The organism is Salinicola endophyticus, from assembly GCF_040536835.1.
GTDB classification, from domain to species: Bacteria; Pseudomonadota; Gammaproteobacteria; order Pseudomonadales; family Halomonadaceae; genus Salinicola; species Salinicola endophyticus_A.
Window position 1 is genome coordinate 2,625,578 of sequence record NZ_CP159578.1, and the last position, 22,270, is coordinate 2,647,847.

Here is a 22,270-nt window from a genome sequence, read left to right on the forward strand (position 1 = left end):
CCTTACCTCGCTTGATTGCGCCCCTCAGGGCGCCGGTTGCGCGGCCGGTGCACCACCCGGAGGTGGCACGGCACGGCCGCTCTGCTCGACTGTCGAAGTCGTCGTACCGGGCAGCGTCAACGGCAGACGCCGCATGGCGTCCTCCGCCTGCGACGCATCCACGTTCCAGCCCTCGAGCTGGACCACCGCCCAGGCCCGCAGCGATTCGAACGCGGGACGCAGCTGGGCCTGCTGCCAGGCACTCAACTGAGCCAACGGCGTCAGCCCGATCACCACGGTGGCGATCACCAGGATCGCCGCGCCCCGGGCCAGGCCGAAGCAGGCACCGGCGACCCGGTTGAAAAAACCCATCCCGACCCACTCGATCGCCGCATTGAGCAGGCGGATGACGAAGCCACACACCATCACCACGACGAAGATCACCAGGACGAAGCCGAGGACCAGACGCGCGTCCGGATGTGAGATGTAGGGCTCGAGCATCTCGCCCAGCGGCTGCGCGAAGACCCGCGCCGCGAGCAGTGCGACGATCCACGCCCCCAGGCCCAGCGCCTCGCGTACCAGGCCGCGCATGAAACCTGCCAGCATCGAGATCGTCAATACCAGCAGGAAGGCGTAGTCGAGCCAGGTGAGCGTCATCAGCTACCCGGTTTGCGAATCAGCAGCCCCGACAGGTTGGCGGACTGCTTGAGTTCGGCGCGCGCCTTCTCGCCCGCCTCCGAGGAGGCGAAAGGCCCGACATAGACCGAGGTCAGGTTGTTGTCGCGCGGCTGCGAATAGGCGGCGAAGCCCTGCGCCTTGAGCTTGGCCGCGAGCCGCGTGGCGTTGTCCTTCTGGCCGAAACTGCCGACCTGCACCACCCAGCCGCCATCCTTGCTGGCGGCGGTACGCGCAGGGGTGCTGGGCGCCGGTTCGGGTTTGGCCGGCGCCGGCTGAGCGGCCGGCGCCTGGCGCTCGGCCGGCTGGCTGGTGTCCGACTGAGCCAGCTCGGCGATCGGGTCGGTGCGCGGCTGGGTCGCCTGCGAGCCACCGCCCGTGGTACCCGCGCCGCTGCCGCCGCTCTGCCCACTGTTGTCCGCACGCTGTCCGAAGCTATCCGCGCCGCCGCCCAGTTGGGCGCGGGTGTCGGGCTCGGGTACCGCGCTGGCGTCGCCGCCGCTGTCGCGCTGAGCCACCGAGGCGGGTGGCTGCGGCGCTTCGATGATGCGCTGGCGCGCCTCGCCCCCATCCACCGGCTGCTCGATCACCATCACCGGCTCCGGGCCCTGCTGACGCGGCTCCGGGTCGTCGAACAGCATCGGCACGAAGATCGCCCCCAGGGCCACCAGAATGACCGCACCACTGATCCGTTCACGCCATCCGTACTTCATAAGACCTCCTCAAGCGGGCCTGTTCGAACCCCGGTCATCCGTTGGCCGGGGCGATGAAAAATGCCGATCCGGTGCACCGCGCCCCTCAGCCGGTCGCCGCCGTCAGCGCACCGAGGGCTTCGGCCACGGTCAGGAAGGAGCCGCACACCAGCACCTCCTCGTCAGCGGCGAGCCGCTCGCGCAGCCACGCCACGCCGGCTGCCGGCGAGTCACAGCGGGCCAGCAGCGGCGCCCCGGCGGACTCGATCGCTGCACCCAGCTTGGCCGCCGAGCGTCCGCGCGGGCCGTCCAGCCCGACCGCGACCCAGGCGTCGACCGCCGGGCCGAGCGCCGCGATCAGCGCCTCGGCGTCCTTGTCGCCGAGCACGCCGAGCAGCCCGATGCGCCGCGTCGGTCGCGGGCGCGCCGCCAACCGCTCGGCCACGTAGGCCGCCGCGTGGGGATTGTGCGCCACGTCGAGACACCAGTTGCCCAGCCACTGCAGACGCCCGGGCAGCGATACCGTGGCGAGCGCTTCGCGCACGGCGTCGTCCCGTGGGGTGACGCCGAGCAGCGTCAGCACCTGCAGCGCCACCGCGGCATTGTCCAGCGGCAGGCCCGGGTCGGGCAAGCTATCGAACTCATAGCGCCCGCCCTCGGCGTCACTGCCCTGCCACTGCCAGCCGTCATCCCGAGCGTCGGGCGCGAACGCCTGGCCCAGCCAGTAGGCCGGCGCTGCCAGCGCGTCGAGGCGGGCCGAGACACTGGCGGGCAGCTGGCGACTGCCGAGTACCGCCGGGCGCCCCTGGCGCAGGATGCCGGCCTTCTCGAAGCCGATACCCTCGAGATCGTCACCCAGGAAGTCGGCGTGGTCGTGGGCGATGGTGGTGATCACCGCGATATCGGGGTCGACCACATTGACCGCGTCGAGGCGTCCGCCCAGACCGACCTCCAGGATCGCCAGCTGCGGCTGGCGTTCGGCGATCGCCCACAGCGCCGCCAGGGTGCCCGCCTCGAAGTAGGTGAGACTCACCGCCTCACCCGCCAGGCGTGCAGCCTCGACCCGCTCGAAGCCCGCGACCAGCAGCGCATCGTCCGCCGGCTCGCCGTCGAGACGCAGGCGCTCGTTGTAGCGCAGCAGATGGGGAGAGGTGTAGCAGGCGGTGGAGAGGCCGTGGCACGCCGCCAGGCGTTCGAGCAGCGCCACCGTCGAGCCCTTGCCATTGGTACCGGCCACGGTGACCACCTGCCCCGCCAGCGGCCGCTCGTTCAGCCCCAGACGCGCCGCCACCGTGGCGACGCGCTCGAGGCCGAGCTCGATGGCGACGGGATGCTGGCGCTCGAGTCGCGCCAGCCACGCATCCAGCGCCGCGGACATCTCAGCGCGACGCCTGGGAGACGTCGGCCTCGTCCGGCAGCGGCGAGAAGTCCGCCTCGGTTTCACCACCCAGCGACGGCTGGTGGGTGAGGATACGCAGCACGTTGCCCAGCCGCGCCCGCAGCTCGGGGCGCGCAACGATCATGTCGACGGTGCCGTGCTCGAGCAGGAACTCGCTGCGCTGGAACCCTTCCGGCAGCTTCTCGCGCACGGTCTGCTCGATCACCCGCGGGCCGGCAAAGCCGATCAGCGCATTGGGTTCGGCCACGTTGAGGTCACCGAGCATCGCCAGCGACGCCGAGACACCACCGAACACCGGATCGGTCAGCACCGAGATATAGGGCACACCGGCCTGCTTGAGCTTCTCCAGTGCGGCAGACGTCTTGGCCATCTGCATCAGCGAGAACAGCGCCTCCTGCATGCGCGCGCCGCCGGAAGCGGCGAAGCACACCAGCGGGATCTCCTGCTCCAGCGCCAGGCTCGCCGCGCGCACGAACTTTTCGCCGACGATCGCGCCCATGGAACCGCCCATGAACGAGAACTCGAACGCCACCGCAACCACCGGCAGACCGTCGAGGGTACCGCGCATGGCGATCAGGGCGTCGTTCTCGTCGGTCTCCTTCTGCGCCGCCGAGAGGCGATCCTTGTACTTCTTCGAATCGCGGAACTTGAGCCGATCGCTCGGCTGCAGGTCGGCGGCGATCTCCTCGCGCCCTTCGGCATCGAGGAACCAGTTGAGCCGCTTGCGTGCCGTGAGTCGCAGGTGGTGCTGGCACTTGGGGCAGACGTTCTGGTGTTTCTCCAGCTCGGGGAGATAGAGCACCGAATCGCAACTCGGGCACTTGCGCCACAGGCCGTCGGGCACGCTGGCGCGGCGGTCGTTACGCTGGGTGCGGCTCATCGACGGGACGATCTTGTCTAGCCAGCTCATGTCGGGAGAGATTCCATCAGTTTAAGGAAACGGGTCCGCGCCGGCGGTCAGCCACACGCCGGCGCGACACGGAAAGCGCAGATGATACCAGAATGCCCTGCGCAGCTCAGGCGCGCGCGTCGCGATCCAGCGCCTCGCGCATCTCGCCGAGGATCTCGCGCAGCGCCTGCGGGATCGTCTCGGGGGTATCGGCGCGTTCGGCGATACGTCCAACCAGGGCGCTGCCGACGATGACCCCGTCGGCAACGCGGCCGATAGCCGCCGCGGTGGCGCCGTCACGGATGCCGAAGCCGACGCACAGCGGCAGCTCGGTGAGCGCACGCAGGCTCGCCAGCTGAGCCCCTACGGCTTCGGCATCGAGGGTCGCCGCACCGGTGACGCCCTTGAGCGACACGTAGTAGAGATAGCCCTGGCCGTGGTGACAGATCGTCGTCGCGCGCTGCTCGGAGGTGGTCGGCGCGAGCAGGAAGATCGACTGCAGACCGTGGTCGGCGAACAGCGCCGCATTCTCGCCCATCTCCTCCGGCGGCATGTCGACCGCGAGCACGCCGTCGACGCCGGCATCCCGAGCCTGACGCGCGAAGGCCGCATAGCCCATGCGCTCGATCGGGTTGAGGTAGCCCATCAGCACCACCGGGGTCTCGCTGTCGCGTTCACGGAACGCCGCCACCATCTCCAGCACGTGGCTCAGCCGCGTGCCGTGGAGGAGCGCGCGCTCGCACGCCTTCTGGATCACCGGGCCGTCGGCCATGGGGTCGGAGAACGGTACGCCCAGCTCGATCACATCGGCCCCCGCCTCGACGCAGGCGTGCATGAAATCGACGGTGTGCGCCGGAGCCGGGTCGCCGGCGGTGATGTAGGGAATCAGCGCCTTGCGCCCCGCTGCCTTGAGCGCGGCGAAGCGCCGGTCGATACGATTCGCGTGTTGGTTCATGTCGGTCCCCGCCGTCAGAATTCGATGCCGTCGATCTTGGCCACGGTATGGATGTCCTTGTCACCGCGCCCGGAGAGGTTGACCACGATGTGCTTGTCCTGCGGCAGGCTGGCGGCCAGCTTCTTGGCGTGAGCCAGCGCGTGGGCCGACTCCAGCGCCGGCATGATGCCCTCGACCCGGGTCAGCTCGCGGAAGGCGGCGAGCACCTCGTGGTCGTCGGCGGCGACGTACTCGACCCGCCCGACATCCTTCCACAGCGCGTGCTCAGGGCCCACGCCGGGATAGTCCAGACCCGCCGAGACCGAGTGGGTGTCGGCGATCTGGCCGCCCTCGTCGGACATCAGATAGGTGCGGTTGCCGTGCAGCACGCCACGCGGCGCGTTGGCGGTCAGCGGCGCAGCGTGGCGGCCGGTGGCGAGGCCATCGCCGCCGGCTTCGACGCCGTACATGGCAACCTCTTCGTCTTCGACGAAGGGATAGAACAGGCCCATGGCGTTGGAGCCGCCGCCGACGCAGGCGACGAGCGCATCCGGCAAGCGCCCGATCTGCTCCAGCGACTGGCGCCGCGCTTCGCGGCCCGCCACGGCGTTGAAGTCACGTACCAGCATCGGATAAGGGTGCGGACCCGCCACGGTGCCGATGATGTAGAAGGTATTGTCGACGTTGGTGACCCAGTCGCGCAGCGCCTCGTTCATGGCGTCCTTGAGCGTGCGCGAGCCGGACTCCACCGGCACCACCTTGGCCCCGAGCAGGCGCATGCGGTAGACGTTGAGCTTCTGACGCTCGACGTCCTCCGCGCCCATGTAGACCTCGCACTCGAGTCCCAGGCGCGCGGCCACCGTGGCAGTGGCGACGCCGTGCTGGCCGGCACCGGTCTCGGCGATCACCCGCGGCTTGCCCGAGCGCTTGGCCAGCAGCGCCTGGCCGATGGTGTTGTTCACCTTGTGCGCGCCGGTGTGGTTGAGATCCTCGCGCTTGAGCCAGATCTGGGCACCGCCGATCTCGCGTGACCAGCGCTCGGCATGATAGAGCGGCGACGGCCGGCCCACGTAGTGGGTCAGGTCGCGGTCGAACTCGGCCTGGAAATCGGGGTCGTGCTTGAGGCTCGCATAGATCTTGTCGAGCTCTTCCAGCGCGAAGCTCAGCGTCTCGGAGACGAACCGCCCGCCGTAAGGGCCGAAGTGGCCGCTCGCATCGGGCAGTTGCGTCAGGTCAAAGAATCGGCTCACGAGTGGACCCTCATGGTGTCGCTGCGTGGATGGTGGTCGCGCCGGCGGCGCGGACATGCTGGCAGAAGGCGTGCATGCGCGCGGCATCCTTGATGCCGTGGCGCGGCGCACCGGTGTCCGAGCGCGCCTCGACGCCACCGGAAACGTCCACCGCATAGGGCGCGACGCGGGCGATGGCGGTGGCGACGTTGTCCGGCGTCAGACCACCGGCAAGGATAACAGGTTTGCCCAGATCACCGGGAATGCGCGCCCAGTCGAAGGTCTCGCCGGTGCCCCCCGGTACCCCGGGGCGGTAGGCGTCGAGCAGCAGCGCCCCGGCGCCGGCGTAGGTCGCGACGGCGCGCCGCAGATCGAGATCGTCGCGCATGCGCAGCGCCTTGATCCAGGGCTTGGCGAAGCGCGCGCAAAACTCCGGCGGCTCGTCGCCATGGAACTGCAGCAGGTCGAGATAAGGCAGTGCCGCCTCGACGCTGGCCGCGTCGGCATCGACGAACAGCCCCACCCGGGTGACGAAGGGCGCCACCTCGGCGCTGAGCGCGGCCAGCCGCGAGGCGTCGATGGCCCGGGCACTGCCCGCCCACAGCACGAAGCCCAGGGCGTCGGCGCCACACGCCACCGCAGCGTGGATATCCTCGCGCCGGGTCATGCCGCAGATCTTGATTCTCACCTGGCTCATGGGCTTATCCCTTCTGGTGCCCCGGGGAGGGCGTGTCTGGCCGGCCGCGCCGCTCGCGTCACGGTGCGGATTCGGCGGCGGAAGTCGCCGCGAGGGCATCGGGATGGGTATCGACCACGTTACCCTCGGCGTCGATCCATTTCGGCCACACCCGCCGCCGACGCATCAGCGGCGTGTCGGGAATCAGGTCGCGGTCGCCGGTCCAGTCACCGCGGAATGCCAGCATCTGCGGGCCCAGCGGCTCTTCGGGCAGGGCGAAGCGCTCGTCGAAGCGCACGTCGACGAAATGCAGCCCACAGGCCGGCGCAGTAACGTTGCCCAGGGTCCGATCCTTGAGCGCCAGCAGCTCGGCGGGATAGGACTCGGGCTGTTCGCCGCGCCCTACCGCCACCAGTACCCCGGCGATATTGCGAATCATATGGTGCAAGAAGGCGTTGGCCTGGACGTCGATCACCACCAGGGTGCCGTAGCGGCAAACCTCGATGGCGTGCAGATGGCGAATCGGCGTCTTCGACTGGCACCCCGCAGCGCGGTAGCTGGAGAAGTCATGTTCGCCCACCAGCACCTGGGCGGCGCAATGCATGCGCTCGGCATCCAGCGGCTCGCGACACCAGGTGGCCTGGTGGCGCTCCATCACCGGGCGCGTCGGCTGATTGAGGATGACGTAGCGATAGCGCCGGGCCAGCGCCGAGAAGCGGGCGTGGAAATCGTCGTTCACCGGCACCAGCCAGCGTACCGCGATATCCCGCGGCAGGGTGGCGTTGGCGCCGAACAGCCACGCTTTCTGGGTACGCGGCGTGGGCGCGTCGAAGTGCACGATCTGGCGCGTGGCATGCACGCCGCTGTCGGTGCGGCCGCTGCACAGCACCTTGACCGGGGCCGCGGCGATCCGCGACAGCGCGGCCTCCAGAGTGCCCTGGACCGACTCGGCGTGGCTCAGCCGCTGCCAGCCGCAGTAGCGGGTGCCGTCATACTCCACGCCGAGGGCCAGGCGGCCACTCAGCACCTGGGTATCGTCCTGCCGGGTAAAAAACGCCATCGAAACCTGCAACGCGGGAAAACTTAGGGCCGACCATTATCCCGATGCAACGGCTCGAATTCCACCTCCTCGACCTCCCAGCCAACGGGTATTCCGCGCTGCAGCGACGTGTCGTCCGGGGATACGCCCTGTTGATGAGCGGTGTTGCGAGGCGGGGCGTTGCCAGCGGACGTATCCCGAGACGACGTGCTGCCAGGAGAGGCTGCGTCGACGCTCTGGGGGGACGTCTCGGTAGAGGCCGGCTCGCCCATCGGGCGCCAGGTCTGCGAATCGAGAGCGAGCGGCGGCATCTCGATCTCGGACGCGGAGTCGCTCGGCGGCGCTGGTGGTGGCGATGGTGCGTCATCGAGCTCCAGTATCGGTGGCTGGTAGTCGATGCGCAGCGCCTGGGGCGCCAGATCATCGCCAAAGGCCAGCGTTGCAGAGGTGGCGTCGCCGTCGCTTCCCCAGCGCCGTGCGCGGTGCTCTTGCGGCGCCTCGCTGGCGGCGGCAGCGCCCTCCGGCTTCTCGCCGTACGGCTCCTGCTCTCCCTGCGCCCCATCAACCTGCCCCTCGCTAACCTGTACTGCGCCCTCCTGCGCACCGGCCAGGCGATGCTCGCCGGGCTCGGCTGCGGATGGACCCACCGTGGGCGCCGGCGCCGCACCAAGCGTCTCCGGGGCCACGTCGAACGCATGCGGCAAGGGTTCGAGCGCCAGCGTCGGCGCAGCGTCGGGGCGTGTCTCGATGCTCTCCGCGTCGGCACCCTCCGAGCCAGGCGGCGTCGATGCGCGCTCGATGGGTGCCGAATCAGAGGAGGGCGTCCTCTCGGGCACAGATGGCGCCTCAGGCGCGGGCGACGCCTCGCTGCCCAGCGCGGCGTCGAACAGCGCATCCACATCCTCGACCCGCGCCAGCGAAAGCGCTCCTTCGTCCTCCGCCAGCAGGCTCGCGGCGGCGGTATCGGCTGCTGCGGCCTGTGCGTGATCGGTGGCCACCGCGCAGCTCTCATCGACATAGCGGGCGCGGTAGTCGGCGGCCAGCGCTTGCGCGGTGCGCCGCTGCCCGCGGCTGGCGCTGTCATCGAATCCGGCCAGCACCCGCTCCATGGCCTCGATCTCACGCAGCTCACCCAGCGCGCGAATCAGGCTCAGTCGATGGCGCGGATCTTCTGTCAGTCGCGGTTCGAGCCAGTCGCGGGCAGCGGCGAAACGGCCGTAGGCGATATAGATATCGGCCTGACTGATCGCCGCGGCGCCCGTCTCGGTCTCGGCGCCGTCGTGATGCCCACGGCGACGCCTCCTGCCGCGCTTGATGCACGCCAGCAACTTACCCGGCACCCGGCGGCGGGGCGCCCCCGGGGGCTCGACGTGCGCCTCGGGAGCGTTGCCTTTCATCTCGTTTTCGCCCCTATGCGCTATCTGGGCCCGGGCGCGGCGCCGCTGCCACAGCAGGGCCCACAGCAGTCCGAGTATCGCCAGCGCACCGAGTAGCGGCGCCCAGGAGACGGCACGCTGCCATAGGCTCGGGGCAGCCGCGCTGGCGTTTGACGCCGTGGCCGCCGGAGACGTCGAAGACGCCGATGGGGTCAACGATGTGGACTTGGCCGGCGAAGGCGACGAGGTGGCAGCCGCCGAGGAAGCATCTGGGGCGGCATCGTCAGTCGCCGCCTCACCAGCGGTTGGCGTCGAACCGGAAGCCGCAACGCCATCATCCACGGTAGACGCATCGGCGGCTGTCCCAGCCGAAGTCGATAACGTCGAGGTCGATGAAGCCGGGGCCGAGTCAGCCGAGGCGTCGCCGGTTGGCACCGCTAATCCCTTGGCCGCCACCACGGCAGCCTCGCCCGTCTCGAGCGGCGTGGCACGTGCGGCGAGCGCCATCGTTAGACGCTCGCGCTGGCGCTCGAGATCGGCGATGGTCGCCAGCTGTCGCTGGGGCTGCCGGGTCAGCGCTGCGACCTGGCGCGCCAGCGCCTCAGTGTCATCTGGTCCTGACACCTGCGCCGGGCGCCGCTGCCCCAGGCTCTCAGACTCCGCTTGTGATCCGACGTCCGCGCCATCCGCAGCGTCGCGCAACGCCCGAAGCGCCTGCGGCGCCTGATCGGTCAGTGCCGCGACCGTACCCACCGGCGGCACGTCGAGGCTCACGCCGGCACGCAACCGGTCGAGATCCCCGCCCACGAAAGCACGGCGATTGGCACGATAGAGCGCCAGCATGGCCGCCTCCAGGGAGACCCCCTGGTGCGGTGGCAGCGCGGCCGCCAGGGTCGAGAGCGTGGCACCGGGGGCGACCGTCAGCGTCTGCGGCCAACCGGCGGCGCTAATCTCCGGCGACGCGGCGCCGGCAGCCGCCAGTAGCGGCCGTGCCGCGGCATAGTCGGGCGGGTCGAAAAGCAGCGACACGTCGCGCTGCCACTGCCCCTGGGGCCAGCTCACGGTCAGCAGCAGATCGAGAAAGGGTTCGCGCACGCGCTGATCACTGTCGAGCACGATGGCGAGCCCGCCGTCACGCTTCTCGACTCGCGCGGTGATGCCATCGCCGAGGGCGTCCGGCGTCAACCCAGCGCGCCGGTAGGCCGCCGCGTCGGCCAGCGTCACCGTGACCTGGGCGGGCTCCAGCCTGGCGCTCGCGGTCAGCGGCAGCACGGCATGCAGCGGCCGATTGAGTGGTGATACCGTCAACGGCTCCCCGATGCCCAGGGCTTGTACTCGAGTAGCCAGCAGCAGCCCGCAACCGCCGATGAAGAGCGTGACCCATGACCGCATGCTGTCTCCGCCTGCGCGATGGTTTCAAAGACAAGTGTTCACATGGATGATCGGCCACAGAGACACATTCTTTAACATCACGTAACACAACATCCAGCGAGCCTGAACACAAAAACCCCGCCAGCGTAGACGCTGACGGGGCTCGTGGTGCAAGCGGCTGACGCGTGTCAGCGCATCGATTCAGGCGTGTTCGCGCACGATCCGCAGCATGCGCTTGAGCGGCTCGGCGGCCCCCCACAGCAGCTGGTCGCCGACGCTGAAGGCGGTCAGATACTCGCCGCCCATGGCGAGCTTACGCAGGCGCCCCACCGGGATGGTCAGCGTGCCGCTGATCGCCGCCGGCGTGAGCTGCTCGATCGTCTGGTCCTTGTCATTGGGTACGACCTTGACCCACTCGTTGTGCTTGGCCAGACGATCCTCGATCTCGTCGAGCGGTACGTCCTGGCGCAGCTTGATGGTGAACGCCTGGCTGTGCGAGCGCATGGCGCCGATACGCACGCAGAGGCCGTCGATCGGGATCGGCTGACTGCCGGTGGCGAGGATCTTGTTGGTCTCCACGCCGCCCTTCCACTCTTCCTTGCTCTGCCCGTTCTCCATTGCCTTGTCGATCCACGGCAGCAGGCTGCCGGCGAGCGGCGCGCCGAAGTTGTCGGTGGGGAAGGCGCTGCTGCGCAGGGTCGCGGTGACCTCGCGGTCGATGTCCAGAATGGCGCTGGAGGGCGTCGCCAGCTCCTGGGCCACGGCACCGTTGAGCGCCCCCATCTGGGCCAGCAGCTCGCGCATGTGCTTGGCGCCGGAGCCGGAGGCCGCCTGATAGGTCATGGAGGTCATCCACTCAACCATATTGGCCTCGAACAGCCCGCCCAGCCCCATCAGCATCAGGCTGACGGTACAGTTGCCACCGACGAAAGTGCGGGTGCCCTTGGCCAGCTGGGCGTCGATCACGTGACGGTTGACCGGGTCGAGTACGATGACCGAATCGTCGGCCATGCGCAGGGTGCTGGCGGCGTCGATCCAGTAGCCCTTCCAGCCCGCTTCGCGCAGCGGCTGGTAGACGGCAGTGGTGTAGTCACCGCCCTGGCAGGTCACGATCACGTCCATCGCCTTGAGTTCGGCGATATCGTTGGCGTCCTTGAGTGCCGGCACCTCCATGCCGATATCCGGCCCCGGCTGCCCGGTCTGGGAGGTGGAGAAGAACACCGGCTCGAGACCGGCGAAATCGTTGTCATCCAGCATGCGCTGCATCAGCACGGAACCGACCATACCGCGCCAGCCGACGAATCCGACTTTCAACATAGATTGGTTACCCCGAAGGCGGAGGGAGCCACGACCGACCACGGCGGTTATCTCCCGGCCGACACGGCTCCGCTTCCATGAACGTCTGCCGTGACGCGCGTCACGGCCCCCTCAAAAGAGTCTCAGTCTAGCAGCCCGCCGGGCCCGGCGCCGATCCGCCGCAGTCGCCAAGCGCCTGAAGACGACGACCGTGCCTGCGCGCGGGCCGCAGGCGCGGTGGAATCAAGCGTTGGCGAACGCGGCCACCACGGCATCCCCCATCTCCACGGTGGAGACCTGGCGGGTACCGGGATAGGCGATGTCCGCGGTGCGCAGGCCAGCATCCAGCACCTGCCCCACTGCGCGCTCGATGCGCTCGGCCAGCGCGCTCTCGCCGAGCGAGTAGCGCAGCATCATGGCCACCGACAGAATCGTCGCCAGCGGATTGGCCAGCCCTTGGCCGGCAATGTCCGGCGCGCTGCCGTGACACGGTTCGTACATGCCCTGCTGGCGCTCGTTGAGCGACGCCGAGGGCAGCATGCCGATGGAGCCGGTGAGCATTGCCGCCGCATCGGAGAGAATGTCGCCGAACATGTTGCCGGTGACCACCACGTCGAACTGCTTGGGCGCGCGCACCAGTTGCATGGCGGCGTTATCGACGTACATGTGCGACAGCTCGACGTCCGGGTACTCGGGTGCCAAGCGGTTCATCACCTCACGCCACAGGATGGTGACCTCTAGCACGTTGGCCTTGTCCACCGAGCAGAGCTTGCCACCGCGCTTCTGCGCCATCTCGAAGGCGACCCGGCCGATACGTTCGATCTCCGACTCCGAATAGACGTAGGTGTTATAGCCCACGCGCTCGCCGTTGCGCGCCTCGATGCCCCGCGGCTGACCGAAGTAGATCCCCCCGGTCAGCTCGCGCACGATCATGATGTCGAGCCCGGAGACCACCTCCGGCTTCAGCGTCGAGGCCTCGGCGAGCTGCGGGTAGAGCAGCGCCGGGCGCAGATTGGCGAACAGGTTGAGGTTCTTGCGCAGCCCCAGCAGGCCCTTTTCGGGGCGCTTGGAGAGATCCTCGAGTGCATCCCACTTGGGGCCACCCACCGCGCCCAGCAGAATGGCGTCGGCCGCCTTGGCCTTGACCAGGGTCGACTCGGGCAGCGGATGCCCTTCGGCGTCGTAGCCGGCACCGCCGACCAGCCCCTGTTCGAGCTCGGCGTCGAGCCCGGCGACCCGGCAGGCGTCGAGCACCTTGACCGCTTCGGCGGTGATTTCCGGCCCGATACCGTCACCGGGCAATACCAGAATCTTCTTGCTCATGCGTAATCCTTGAAAACCCGCCTGGAGAGCGGTGTCGATGCGGGTGTCAGTCAATCAAGCGTCGCGAAACAGCCACGGCTGCGCCTGGCGATGGCGCTGCTCGAAGTCGCGGATCGCCCCCGCCTGTTCCAGCGTCAGGCCGATGTCGTCGAGCCCTTCCAGCAGGCAGTGCTTGCGGAACGGGTCGACCTCGAAGGCGATCGTCTCGCCGCTCGGCGTGGTCAGCTGCTGGCGTTCGAGATCGACGTCGAGGCGATAGCCTTCGCTCGCCTCGGTCTCCTGGAACAGGCGCTCGACGGTCTCCTCGTCGAGGGTGATCAGCAGGATGCCGTTCTTGAACGAGTTGTTGTAGAAGATATCGGCGAAACTGGGCGCGATCACCACGCGGAAGCCGAAGTCGTCCAGGGCCCAGGGCGCGTGCTCACGCGAGCTGCCGCAGCCGAAGTTGCGCCGCGCCAGCAGTACCTGGGCACCGCGGTAGCGCGGCTGGTTGAGAACGAAATCGGGGTTGAGCGGACGGCTGGAGGCATCCTGGCCCGGATAGCCCTCGTCGAGGTAGCGCAGCTCGTCGAACAGGTTGGGGCCGAAGCCGGTGCGCTTGATCGATTTCAAGAACTGCTTGGGAATGATCAGGTCGGTATCGACGTTGGCCCGATCGAGCGGCGCCACCAACCCCTGCAGGTGTTCGAATTTCTTCATCGTCGTCACTCCTCGTGAATGGGGCCGGGTCTCAGGCGCTGAGCGCGTCGTCACGATTCCGCGCGCTGCCGGGGTCGTAGTCGCGCACGTCGACGAAGTGCCCTTCGATGGCGGCGGCGGCGGCCATCGCCGGGCTCACCAGATGGGTGCGCCCGCCGTAGCCCTGGCGCCCCTCGAAGTTGCGGTTCGAGGTCGAGGCACAGCGCTCGCCGGCGCCCAGCTTGTCGGCATTCATCGCCAGGCACATGGAGCAGCCCGGCTCGCGCCATTCGAAGCCGGCCTCGATGAAGATCTTGTCGAGCCCCTCGGCTTCGGCCAGACGCTTCACCAGACCGGAACCCGGCACCACCATGGCGAGCTGGATGTTGTCGGCGACCTTGCGCCCCTGAGCCACCTTGGCCGCTTCGCGCAGGTCTTCGATACGCGAGTTGGTACAGGAGCCGATGAACACCTTGTCGAGGCGGATATCGGTAATCTTCTGCCCCGCCTCGAGCCCCATGTACTCGAGCGCGCGCTGCATGCCGCGCGCCACCGTCTCGTCGTCGGCGGTGGCCGGATCGGGCACCTCGGCGGAGACGTTGACCACCATCTCCGGGCTGGTACCCCAGGTCACCTGCGGCTCGATGGCGGCAGCGTCGAGCTCGACCACCTTGTCGAAATGGGCATCGGCGTCGGAGACCAGGTCACGCCACGCCGCGACCGCTGCCGGCCACTGCTCGGCGCTGGGGGCGAAGGGGCGCCCGCGCAGGTACTCGATGGTGTGGTCGTCGACCGCCACCAGACCGACCCGGGCACCGGCCTCGATCGCCATGTTGCAGATGGTCATGCGGCCTTCCATCGACAGTTCGCGAATCGCGCTGCCGGCGAACTCGATGGCGTAGCCGGTGCCACCGGCGGTGCCGATACGGCCGATGATCGCCAGCACGATATCCTTGGCGGTGACGCCGAGCCCCAGCTGACCCTCGACGCGCACCTGCATGTTCTTCATCTTCTGTGCGATCAGGCACTGGGTAGCGAGCACGTGCTCGACCTCGGAGGTGCCGATACCGTGGGAGAGCGCGGCGAAGGCGCCATGGGTAGCGGTGTGCGAGTCGCCGCAGACCACGGTCATGCCGGGCAGCGTGGCGCCCTGCTCCGGCCCCACCACGTGAACGATGCCCTGACGCTCGTCATTGATGCGGAACTCCTCGATATCGAAGCTCTCGCAGTTGGCATCCAGGGTCTCGACCTGGATGCGCGAGACGTCATCGACGATCCCCGCGTTGCCGGCGCTGCGCTCCTTGGTCGTGGTCGGCACGTTGTGGTCCGGCGTGGCCAGGTTGGCGTCACGGCGCCACGGCTTGCGCCCGGCCAGACGCAGCCCCTCGAACGCCTGCGGCGAGGTGACTTCGTGCAGCAGATGACGGTCGATGTAGATCAACGCCGAGCCGTCGTCGCGGCTGGTCACCAGATGCTGCGCCCACAGCTTGTCGTAGAGCGTTTGGCCTGCCATGTCTCGATCTCCTCCGTCGCCCGTCTCGACGCGGTTGCGCGACGCTGTCGGTATGCCGCGAGTGGCCCGGCCACGGGCCGCTCGGGGTTGGGAGAGCCAAGATACGCCCGAGCCATGCATAAAAGCAATTCATCTTGATTATGCTTTGAATTCCACACCAGAATAGATGGATCCATCAGCCGTGCCGCGAGGGCCACACCATGGACACCCAGAGCCTGCAGGCCTTCATCGCCGTTGCCGACACCGCCTCCTTCTCGCTGGCCGGCGAGCGCCTGCACCTGACCCAGCCGGCGATCAGCAAGCGCATCGCCGCGCTCGAGGCGCAGACCGACGCCAAGCTGTTCGACCGTATCAACCGTCGCGTCAGCCTCACCGAGGCGGGTCGCCTGCTGCTGCCGCAGGCGCGCCGTATCCTGCAGCTGGTCGAGGAGAGCCGGCGCCAGCTGCACGACCTCAGCGGGCAGGTCGCCGGCAGTCTGACCCTGGCCACCAGCCACCATGTCGGGCTGCACCGCCTGCCCCCGGTGCTCAAGGCCTATACCCGGCGCTACCCGGGGGTCGATCTCGATCTGCGCTTCCTCGACTCCGAACAGGCCTACCAGGGAGTGGTCTCGGGGGCGATCGAACTGGCGGTGGTGACCCTGGCGCCACGCCCCAACCCGCAGGTGGAGTCGGTACCGGTATGGACCGACCACCTGCGCTTCGTCGCCGCCCCCGAACACCCGCTGGCCGGGGCCGATCGCGTCTCGCTAGGCGAGCTGGCCAACCATCCGGCGGTGCTGCCAGGCCCGCTCACCTTTACCCGTGACATTGTGGTCGACGCCTTCTCCCACGCCGGCCTCGCGATCAGCGTGGCGCTCTCTACCAACTATCTGGAGACACTCAAGATGATGGCCGGCATCGGGCTGGGCTGGAGCGTGCTGCCGGAGAGCATGATCGACGCCGAGGTGACGGTGCTGGACGTCGACCACCCGCCGCTGGTGCGCCGTCTGGGCTATCTGGTACATCGCGAACGCACCCTCTCCAACGCCGGCCGCGCCATGCTCGCCCAGCTCGAGGCGGCACGCTCCGACCTCGCCGAGGCGCCCGATCGCACCTAAGCTTCAGCGGACCGCCAAGAGCTAGGTGCTGCCTGAAAAGTCAACGAGCGAAGGTCAGGCCGGGGCGCGTAGCTAAGGCAAAAATCGGCGAAAACGAACCGGGCTGGCGCTCCAGTTTACGGGGTGTAAATGAGCATTTTTGACCGGGCTGGCGCTCCAGCCGATTTTTAACGCCGCATGTGCGAGCACAGTACTTTTCAGACAGTGCCTAATACATCGAAGAACTGAGACATCAGGGGGAATCACCGACCATGGCCTCGTCAGCGTCATCCGCGCCCGGGAGCGGCGTGATCGAGCCGGAGCGGGCAAGCCGTGATGACAGCGCGAGCGAGCGCGAACCCAGCCGCCCGCCGCAGCGCCTGGGCCTGATTCCGGCCCCGGAGCTGCCCGAGCGTATCGCCGCCGGGCTGGCCGAGGAGCTGCCGACGCTGCTCGCGCGCCATACCGACGACCGCCACGTCTGGCGGGTCGAGTGCGTCACCGACCCGCTGATCGGTGCCGACGGTACCGGTGCCGAGCTGATCCAGCAGGCCGCCAGGCTCAAGCGCGAGCACGGCTGGGACTACGCACTGTGCATCACCGATCTGCCGCTGTTCCGTGACGGCCGACTGATCGTGGCCGAGGCCAGTGAGGCGTGCGGCGTGGCGGTGATCTCGCAGCCGGCCCTGGGCGCCTCGCCGCTGCACGACCGGCTGCGCGAGGCGACGCTGCACCTGATCAACGAGATGCACCACGGCAGCGACCCCGACGATCGCGAACGCCAGCAGGCGCACGTCGACCGCAGCCGCCGCACCCGCCGCGCCCACGGCATCCGCAACGCCAGCGCGCGTCAGCTGATGGGCTCACGCCTCGCCGAGTGGCTGACACCGATCCGCCGGGTCACCCCGGACGACAGCCAGCGACACACCTGCGACGGAGAACCGGGAGGGCAGCGCGACGAGTCGAGCGAGCGGACGCGTCAGCAAGCGTCCGAGGAGCGGCACTACAGGCCGCGGGAGGCGTCGGATACCTCCTCCCCCGAGGGCGCCAGGAACGACAACGATAGACACGGCGGCGGTAGAGAAGGCAACGACAGAAACGACGACAGCGGCAGCCAGCGCGATAGGCGTCAGCCCGAGATCGACGTGCGCTTCGTCTCCACCGCCCCCGTACGCGGCCATCTGCGCCTGCTCGCGGGCATGGTGCGCGCCAATCGGCCGTGGACCATTCTGCCCGCGTTCCGGCGTATCGTGGCGGTGGCCTTCGCTACCGGCGCCTACGGACTGATCTTCCCTACCCTGTGGCGCCTCAGCGCCGCCTACGAGGGCTACCGCTTCGTGCTGCTGATGGTCGCCGCGATCGCCGCCATGGTGATCTGGCTGATTCTCGATCACGGCCTGTGGGAGCCCCAGCGCTATACCGGCTCGCCGCACCTGACCCGGCTCTACAATCTGACCACGCTGCTGACGCTGCTGCTGGGCGTGTTCTGCTATTACGCCATTCTCTTCGCGCTGTTTCTGGTGGCGGTGATCCTGTTCGTCCCCGCCAGCCTGCTCGAAGCCACGGTCGAGTCCTCCATCAGCTGGTGGAACTTCCCTGCGCTGGCGTGGCTGGCGACCTCGGTGGCCACCGTGGCCGGCGCCCTGGGCTCGAGCCTGGAGAGCGACGAGACCATCCGCGGCGCCACCTACGGCTACCGCCAGCAGCTCCGCCAGCGCAAGGTCAAGGCGCGCCAGCAGCAGGCGCAGGAGGAAGGCCACCAAGGCAACGACCGCGATGGCGAGGAAACAACGGGCACTGAAGAGAACCGCGGCCGCGGGAGTGAAGCGCCCGAGGAAGAGCGCGAGGGTGGTGAAGACGCGGGTCGCAGGCGCGATCGTCGCGAAACGCAGGGCGGCGAGTGATCGCCGCCCCGGCCGTATCCAGCTAAAAAGTCGACGAGCGAAGGCCAGGCAAGGCGAAAATCGGCGAAAGCGCGGAGTTTACGCGGTGTAAATGAGCATTTTGAGCCGATTTTTAACGCCGCATGGGCGAGCGCAGTACTTTTCAGACAGTGCCTAGAGTTGGCCCAGACGCGGGGTACCTACCCGCACATCGGCATTCTGACCACGATGGCGCAGCCAGTGATCCATCAGCGTCAGCGCCATCATCGCCTCGGCGATCGGCGTGGCGCGAATCCCCACGCAGGGGTCGTGACGCCCCTTGGTGATCACCTCCACCGGCGCGCCGTCGACATCGATCGAGCGCCCGGGCTGGGTAATGCTGGAGGTCGGCTTGAGCGCCAGGTGCGCCACCAGGGGCTGGCCGGTGGAGATACCGCCGAGCACGCCGCCGGCGTGGTTGGAGAGAAAGCCCTCCGGGGTCAGCTCGTCGCGATGCTCGCTGCCGCGGCTGGCGACCACGCCGAAACCGTCGCCGATCTCGACCCCCTTGACCGCATTGATGCCCATCAGGGCATGGGCCAGGTCGGCGTCCAGGCGGTCGAAGACCGGCTCGCCCAGCCCCACCGGCAAGCCGTCGGCCACCACCGTGATCTTGGCGCCGACGCTGTCCTGGTCGCGACGCAGCTGATCCATGTAGGCCTCGAGCTCGGGCACCTTGTCCGGATCGGGGCAGAAGAACGGGTTGTCGTCGACGCCTTCCCAGCCCTTGAACGCGATCTCGATCGGGCCGAGCTGGCTCATGTAGCCGCGCACGCGCACGCCCTGCTGCGCCAGCCAGGCCTTGGCGATGGCCCCGGCGGCCACGCGCATCGCGGTCTCGCGGGCGCTGGAGCGGCCGCCGCCACGATAGTCGCGGATACCGTACTTGTGGTGATAGGTGTAGTCGGCATGTGCGGGGCGGAACTGCGCCTGGATCTTGGAGTAGTCCTTGGAGCGCTGGTCGGTGTTCTCGATCGCCAGCCCGATCGGGGTGCCGGTGGTGCGCCCCTCGAATACCCCGGAGAGTATCTTCACCTGGTCCGGTTCGCGCCGCTGAGTGGTGTGGCGCGACGAACCCGGACGCCGACGGTCGAGATCGCGCTGCAGCTCCGCCTCGCTGAGCGCGAGTCCCGGCGGGCAGCCATCGACGATGGCGCCCAGCGCCGGGCCGTGGCTCTCACCGAAGGTGGTGACGGTGAACAGTTTGCCGAAGGTATTGCCGGACATGCGGGTTCCTCGGAGAAAAGGGAGCGAAAGCGAATCGGTCAGGCGGCGAACTGGGCCGCATGGGCGTCGAGGGTCTCGGCATCGAGTACGAAGACGCCCTCACCGCCGCGCTCGAAGTCGAGCCACAGGAACGGCACCTCGGGGAAGGCGGCCTCGAGATGATGCTGGGAGTTGCCGACCTCGACCACCAGGGTGCCGTCGTCGCTGAGATAGCCACGTGCCTCGCGCAGGATGCGGCGCACGATATCGAGGCCGTCGCTGCCCGCGCCCAGCGCCAGGTCCGGCTCGTGGCGATACTCCGCCGGCATCGCCGCGAGGTCGCGGCTGTCGACGTAGGGCGGGTTGCTGACGATCAGATCGTAGGTCTGCCCGGCGACGCCCTCGAACAGGTCGGAGGCCACCGCGCGCACCCGGCGTCCCACGTCGTGACGCACGATATTGGCCTTGGCCACCGCCAGGGCGTCGGGGCTGATGTCGACCAGATCCACCGCACAGGTGGGCAGGGTCAGCGCGGTGGCGATGCCGATGCAGCCGGACCCGGTGCACAGGTCGAGCACCCGCGCCGGCGGCATGGCCTCGAACCAGGGCGCAAAGCCCGCCTCGATCAGCTCGGCGATGGGCGAGCGCGGAATCAGCACGCGCTCGTCGACCTCGAACGGGTAGCCGGCGAAGAACGCCTCCCCCAGCAGATAGGGCAACGGCCGTCGGGTCTCGATACGCTGCCGTGCCAGGCCCACGATGCGTTCGCGCTCGACGCCGAGCAGGCGCGCGTCGAGCACCGCCGGGTCGGCGTCCCACGGCAGGTGCAGCGCCCCGAGCACCAGCGCCACCGCTTCGTCCCAGGCGCTGTCGGTCCCGTGGCCGAAGTGCAGGCGGTGGGTGAGAAACTCACTGGTGGCCCAGCGCAGGCAGTCGCGAACGCTGATCAGCTCGCTGGCGAGGGCGTGATCGGTGAGCGTCAGGGTGGTCGCCGGGCTGGACATGGGTCGGGCTCGCAAATGGCTGAAAAACGGACGACGATTGTACCCGCAAGGGTCGGCGCTTCACAGCCGGGCATGCGTCCGCGGTGACAATCCTTTACCCTTGCGCCCGCGAAGCGAGCGCGCCAGGTGCGGCCCGATGGCAAACCCCGGCCGGCATCGACCGAGACAGCAGACAGAGGCAGAGCGGCATGACGCAGATTTCCGGCGACGATCCGTCAGGCGATGACGACGCCGATCTCGGCGCCTTTCGTCAGGCGCTGGAGGCGGCCGGCGTAAAGAAACTCGAGCTCAACCGCGCCGATACCGGGCGCCGCCGCCGGCACTCGCTCAACGCCACGGCACGCCGCGAGGCCGCCGAACAGGCGCCGCCGCAGGCGCTCTCCACCCTCTCCGACGGCGGCGTCGAGGCGGTCACCCCGCATCAGTCGCTGGCTTTCGCGATTCCCGATCTGCCGCCACGCACCTTCGCCCAGCTCAAGCGCGGACGCATTCCGTGGGAGGGCGGACTCGACCTGCACGGTTATACCCTCGACGAGGCGCGTCTGGAACTGGAGTCGTTCATCGACGACGCCATCGCCAACCGCCTGCGCTGCGTGCTGGTGGTCCACGGCAAGGCACGCAGCACCAGCGCGGGCGGCACTGCCTATCCGGTGATCAAGAGCCACGTCAACACCTGGCTCAGGAACTGGTCACGGGTGCTCGCCTTCTGCTCCGCCAGCGAGATCGATGGTGGCACCGGCGCGCTCTACGTGCTGCTGCGCACCCGCGGTGGCGAGCCAGAGTGAGCCCCGGTGTTCACGCCTGACTCGCGCCCAGAACTCTGTCTACGAGCGCGCTCTGGGGAGGTTCTCTTTAACGAGGCCGTTCTTTAACGAGGGCTCGCTCCACGGGAGCTCACTCCTGGCGCTTGGGCGACGACAGCGGCAGCGGCATGTCGACTCGGGGTAGCCCACTGCTGCGCGGATGCCGGCGCGAATTGACCGGCTCGCCGCTGGCCCAGGTGTGGTCGCGCTGCGCCTCGTAGCGGTCGAGCGCCTGGGCGGCGAGATAGCGGCCGAGTTCGATCAGCGCCTCGGCGCGGTGGAACTCGTAGGCCCCGCAAACGCTCTTGGGCACCTCGATCAGCACGTCCGGCGGATAGCCGGCGATCTTGTACTTGGCCAGCGCCGCCTGGGTGATATCGAACGACGCCAGCATCATGTCGAGCTTGCTCCAGGCGCGCTCGGTCTGGCTCGACCAGGTGTCGCCGGGGCTCTCCTCCTCATCGCTGAAGGAGGAGATCATGCCCTGAACGCGGTTGCGCACGCCCCCCAGCCAGCCGCTGAAACTCTTGCCCGCGGCCTCGCGCTCGCGCTCGCGCTGCTCCTCCTCGGCGGCGCGTTCGGCCGGCAGCAGCGCCTCCAGACTGATCGGCCGAGGGGTCTGTGCGGTGGCGTTGACCGCGAGCACGATATCCGCCGACACCGAGACCGTGGGGATGATCGGCAGCGGGTTGAGCAGCCCGCCGTCGACCAGCACCTGGCCGTGCTCCTGCACCGGCGTGATGATCCCGGGGACGGCGATGGAGGCACGGATCGCGCGTAGTAGCGAGCCGCTCTGGAACCACACCTCGCGCTGGCGGGTGAGGTCGGTGGCCACCGCGGTGAACGGCAGCGGCAGCGCCTCGATCTGGATATCGCCGACCAGCGACTTCAATTTGGTCATCACCTTGCCGGCACGCATCGCGCCCATCGCGCTCCAGGTGATATCGACCAGCCGCAGCACGTCGAAGTAGTCGAGCTGACACACCCAGTCGCGGTAACCCTCGAGCTGCCCGGCGGCGTGGATGCCGCCGATCAGCGCGCCCATCGAGCAGCCGGAGATCGAAACGATCTCGTAGCCACGCGCCTCGAGCTCTTCGATCACGCCGATATGGGCATAGCCGCGGGCACCGCCGCTGCCCAGCACCAGTGACACGCGTGGTTTCATCGTCCCCTTCTCCTGCCTGTCG

At 68.6% G+C, this 22,270-nt stretch carries 19 protein-coding genes; 3 read left to right on the plus strand and 16 right to left on the minus strand.

Annotation, left to right across the window (positions count from 1 at the left end; genetic code table 11):
• Positions 1-24 precede the first annotated feature (24 nt).
• The 13 genes from ABV408_RS11755 to leuC form a co-directional block, all read right to left on the minus strand.
• The gene (locus tag ABV408_RS11755; protein ID WP_207037077.1) at positions 25-636 is read right to left on the minus strand and encodes a CvpA family protein; all 612 of its coding nucleotides are present in this window, start codon (positions 634-636) and stop codon (positions 25-27) included.
• Positions 636-1,367, minus strand: coding sequence for an SPOR domain-containing protein (locus ABV408_RS11760; protein WP_353979139.1), 732 nt, complete (start codon positions 1,365-1,367; stop codon positions 636-638). Before ABV408_RS11760 ends, ABV408_RS11755 begins: the two co-directional genes overlap by 1 nt.
• A gap of 85 nt (positions 1,368-1,452) precedes the next feature.
• On the minus strand, positions 1,453-2,724 hold the full coding sequence (locus ABV408_RS11765) for a folylpolyglutamate synthase/dihydrofolate synthase family protein (RefSeq protein WP_353979140.1): 1,272 nt from the start codon (positions 2,722-2,724) through the stop codon (positions 1,453-1,455).
• Position 2,725: 1 nt separating this feature from the next.
• The gene (gene accD, locus ABV408_RS11770) at positions 2,726-3,655 is read right to left on the minus strand and encodes an acetyl-CoA carboxylase, carboxyltransferase subunit beta (protein WP_353979141.1); all 930 of its coding nucleotides are present in this window, start codon (positions 3,653-3,655) and stop codon (positions 2,726-2,728) included.
• A 106-nt stretch (positions 3,656-3,761) separates the two neighbouring features.
• Positions 3,762-4,589, minus strand: a complete 828-nt coding sequence (trpA, locus tag ABV408_RS11775; protein ID WP_353979142.1) for a tryptophan synthase subunit alpha — start codon at positions 4,587-4,589, stop codon at positions 3,762-3,764.
• Positions 4,590-4,603: 14 nt separating this feature from the next.
• Positions 4,604-5,875 (minus strand): tryptophan synthase subunit beta, encoded by a 1,272-nt coding sequence (gene trpB / locus ABV408_RS11780; protein WP_353979143.1) that lies wholly within the window; start codon positions 5,873-5,875, stop codon positions 4,604-4,606.
• Positions 5,829-6,494: a phosphoribosylanthranilate isomerase gene (locus ABV408_RS11785; protein WP_353979144.1), complete on the minus strand. Its 666-nt coding sequence runs from the start codon at positions 6,492-6,494 to the stop codon at positions 5,829-5,831. Before ABV408_RS11785 ends, trpB begins: the two co-directional genes overlap by 47 nt.
• Before the next feature lie 58 nt (positions 6,495-6,552).
• The gene (truA, locus tag ABV408_RS11790) at positions 6,553-7,533 is read right to left on the minus strand and encodes a tRNA pseudouridine(38-40) synthase TruA (protein WP_353979145.1); all 981 of its coding nucleotides are present in this window, start codon (positions 7,531-7,533) and stop codon (positions 6,553-6,555) included.
• 23 nt (positions 7,534-7,556) lie between these two features.
• Positions 7,557-10,280: a hypothetical protein gene (locus ABV408_RS11795; RefSeq protein WP_353979146.1), complete on the minus strand. Its 2,724-nt coding sequence runs from the start codon at positions 10,278-10,280 to the stop codon at positions 7,557-7,559.
• A gap of 180 nt (positions 10,281-10,460) precedes the next feature.
• Positions 10,461-11,576 carry an aspartate-semialdehyde dehydrogenase gene (asd, locus tag ABV408_RS11800; protein ID WP_353979147.1) on the minus strand — a complete coding sequence of 372 codons (1,116 nt, stop codon included), beginning with the start codon at positions 11,574-11,576 and terminating at the stop codon, positions 10,461-10,463.
• Positions 11,577-11,798: 222 nt separating this feature from the next.
• Positions 11,799-12,878, minus strand: coding sequence for a 3-isopropylmalate dehydrogenase (leuB, locus tag ABV408_RS11805; RefSeq protein WP_353979148.1), 1,080 nt, complete (start codon positions 12,876-12,878; stop codon positions 11,799-11,801).
• Positions 12,879-12,932: 54 nt separating this feature from the next.
• Positions 12,933-13,577 (minus strand): 3-isopropylmalate dehydratase small subunit, encoded by a 645-nt coding sequence (gene leuD, locus ABV408_RS11810; protein ID WP_353979149.1) that lies wholly within the window; start codon positions 13,575-13,577, stop codon positions 12,933-12,935.
• A gap of 31 nt (positions 13,578-13,608) precedes the next feature.
• Positions 13,609-15,069 carry a 3-isopropylmalate dehydratase large subunit gene (gene leuC, locus ABV408_RS11815; RefSeq protein WP_353979150.1) on the minus strand — a complete coding sequence of 487 codons (1,461 nt, stop codon included), beginning with the start codon at positions 15,067-15,069 and terminating at the stop codon, positions 13,609-13,611.
• Between the two features lie 200 nt (positions 15,070-15,269).
• On the opposite strand from leuC, the gene ABV408_RS11820 reads away from it, so the two are divergent.
• Together ABV408_RS11820 and ABV408_RS11825 are read left to right on the plus strand one after the other, a co-directional pair.
• A complete protein-coding gene (locus ABV408_RS11820; RefSeq protein ID WP_353979151.1) occupies positions 15,270-16,169 on the plus strand; it encodes a LysR family transcriptional regulator in 900 nt (299 codons plus the stop codon).
• A gap of 251 nt (positions 16,170-16,420) precedes the next feature.
• Positions 16,421-18,052 (plus strand): hypothetical protein, encoded by a 1,632-nt coding sequence (locus tag ABV408_RS11825; protein WP_353979152.1) that lies wholly within the window; start codon positions 16,421-16,423, stop codon positions 18,050-18,052.
• 153 nt (positions 18,053-18,205) lie between these two features.
• Here the strand turns inward: ABV408_RS11825 and aroC are convergent, their stop codons facing one another.
• Positions 18,206-19,297, minus strand: a complete 1,092-nt coding sequence (gene aroC / locus ABV408_RS11830; RefSeq protein WP_353979153.1) for a chorismate synthase — start codon at positions 19,295-19,297, stop codon at positions 18,206-18,208.
• 38 nt (positions 19,298-19,335) lie between these two features.
• Positions 19,336-20,280 (minus strand): 50S ribosomal protein L3 N(5)-glutamine methyltransferase, encoded by a 945-nt coding sequence (gene prmB / locus ABV408_RS11835; protein ID WP_353979154.1) that lies wholly within the window; start codon positions 20,278-20,280, stop codon positions 19,336-19,338.
• Positions 20,281-20,468: 188 nt separating this feature from the next.
• Here prmB and ABV408_RS11840 point away from each other — a divergent pair, with 188 nt between their 5' ends.
• Positions 20,469-21,065, plus strand: a complete 597-nt coding sequence (locus ABV408_RS11840; RefSeq protein ID WP_353979155.1) for a Smr/MutS family protein — start codon at positions 20,469-20,471, stop codon at positions 21,063-21,065.
• Positions 21,066-21,174: 109 nt separating this feature from the next.
• Here ABV408_RS11840 and ABV408_RS11845 read toward each other — a convergent pair whose 3' ends face one another.
• Positions 21,175-22,248: a patatin-like phospholipase family protein gene (locus ABV408_RS11845; protein WP_353979156.1), complete on the minus strand. Its 1,074-nt coding sequence runs from the start codon at positions 22,246-22,248 to the stop codon at positions 21,175-21,177.
• Between the last annotated feature and the right edge of the window lie 22 nt (positions 22,249-22,270).

Excerpts from the sequence above, each read along its gene's own strand:
- truA (WP_353979145.1), bottom strand. The coding sequence starts at position 7,533 with ATGGCGTTTTTTACCCGGCAGGACGATACCCAGGTGCTGAGTGGCCGC.
- ABV408_RS11765 (WP_353979140.1), bottom strand. The coding sequence starts at position 2,724 with ATGTCCGCGGCGCTGGATGCGTGGCTGGCGCGACTCGAGCGCCAGCAT.
- aroC (WP_353979153.1), bottom strand. The coding sequence starts at position 19,297 with ATGTCCGGCAATACCTTCGGCAAACTGTTCACCGTCACCACCTTCGGT.
- ABV408_RS11755 (WP_207037077.1), bottom strand. The coding sequence starts at position 636 with ATGACGCTCACCTGGCTCGACTACGCCTTCCTGCTGGTATTGACGATC.
- ABV408_RS11825 (WP_353979152.1), top strand. The coding sequence starts at position 16,421 with ATGGCCTCGTCAGCGTCATCCGCGCCCGGGAGCGGCGTGATCGAGCCG.
- accD (WP_353979141.1), bottom strand. The coding sequence starts at position 3,655 with ATGAGCTGGCTAGACAAGATCGTCCCGTCGATGAGCCGCACCCAGCGT.
- ABV408_RS11785 (WP_353979144.1), bottom strand. The coding sequence starts at position 6,494 with ATGAGCCAGGTGAGAATCAAGATCTGCGGCATGACCCGGCGCGAGGAT.
- ABV408_RS11845 (WP_353979156.1), bottom strand. The coding sequence starts at position 22,248 with ATGAAACCACGCGTGTCACTGGTGCTGGGCAGCGGCGGTGCCCGCGGC.
- ABV408_RS11840 (WP_353979155.1), top strand. The coding sequence starts at position 20,469 with ATGACGCAGATTTCCGGCGACGATCCGTCAGGCGATGACGACGCCGAT.
- trpA (WP_353979142.1), bottom strand. The coding sequence starts at position 4,589 with ATGAACCAACACGCGAATCGTATCGACCGGCGCTTCGCCGCGCTCAAG.
- trpB (WP_353979143.1), bottom strand. The coding sequence starts at position 5,875 with ATGTCCGCGCCGCCGGCGCGACCACCATCCACGCAGCGACACCATGAG.
- ABV408_RS11795 (WP_353979146.1), bottom strand. The coding sequence starts at position 10,280 with ATGCGGTCATGGGTCACGCTCTTCATCGGCGGTTGCGGGCTGCTGCTG.
- asd (WP_353979147.1), bottom strand. The coding sequence starts at position 11,576 with ATGTTGAAAGTCGGATTCGTCGGCTGGCGCGGTATGGTCGGTTCCGTG.
- ABV408_RS11820 (WP_353979151.1), top strand. The coding sequence starts at position 15,270 with ATGGACACCCAGAGCCTGCAGGCCTTCATCGCCGTTGCCGACACCGCC.
- leuC (WP_353979150.1), bottom strand. The coding sequence starts at position 15,069 with ATGGCAGGCCAAACGCTCTACGACAAGCTGTGGGCGCAGCATCTGGTG.
- ABV408_RS11760 (WP_353979139.1), bottom strand. The coding sequence starts at position 1,367 with ATGAAGTACGGATGGCGTGAACGGATCAGTGGTGCGGTCATTCTGGTG.
- prmB (WP_353979154.1), bottom strand. The coding sequence starts at position 20,280 with ATGTCCAGCCCGGCGACCACCCTGACGCTCACCGATCACGCCCTCGCC.
- leuD (WP_353979149.1), bottom strand. The coding sequence starts at position 13,577 with ATGAAGAAATTCGAACACCTGCAGGGGTTGGTGGCGCCGCTCGATCGG.
- leuB (WP_353979148.1), bottom strand. The coding sequence starts at position 12,878 with ATGAGCAAGAAGATTCTGGTATTGCCCGGTGACGGTATCGGGCCGGAA.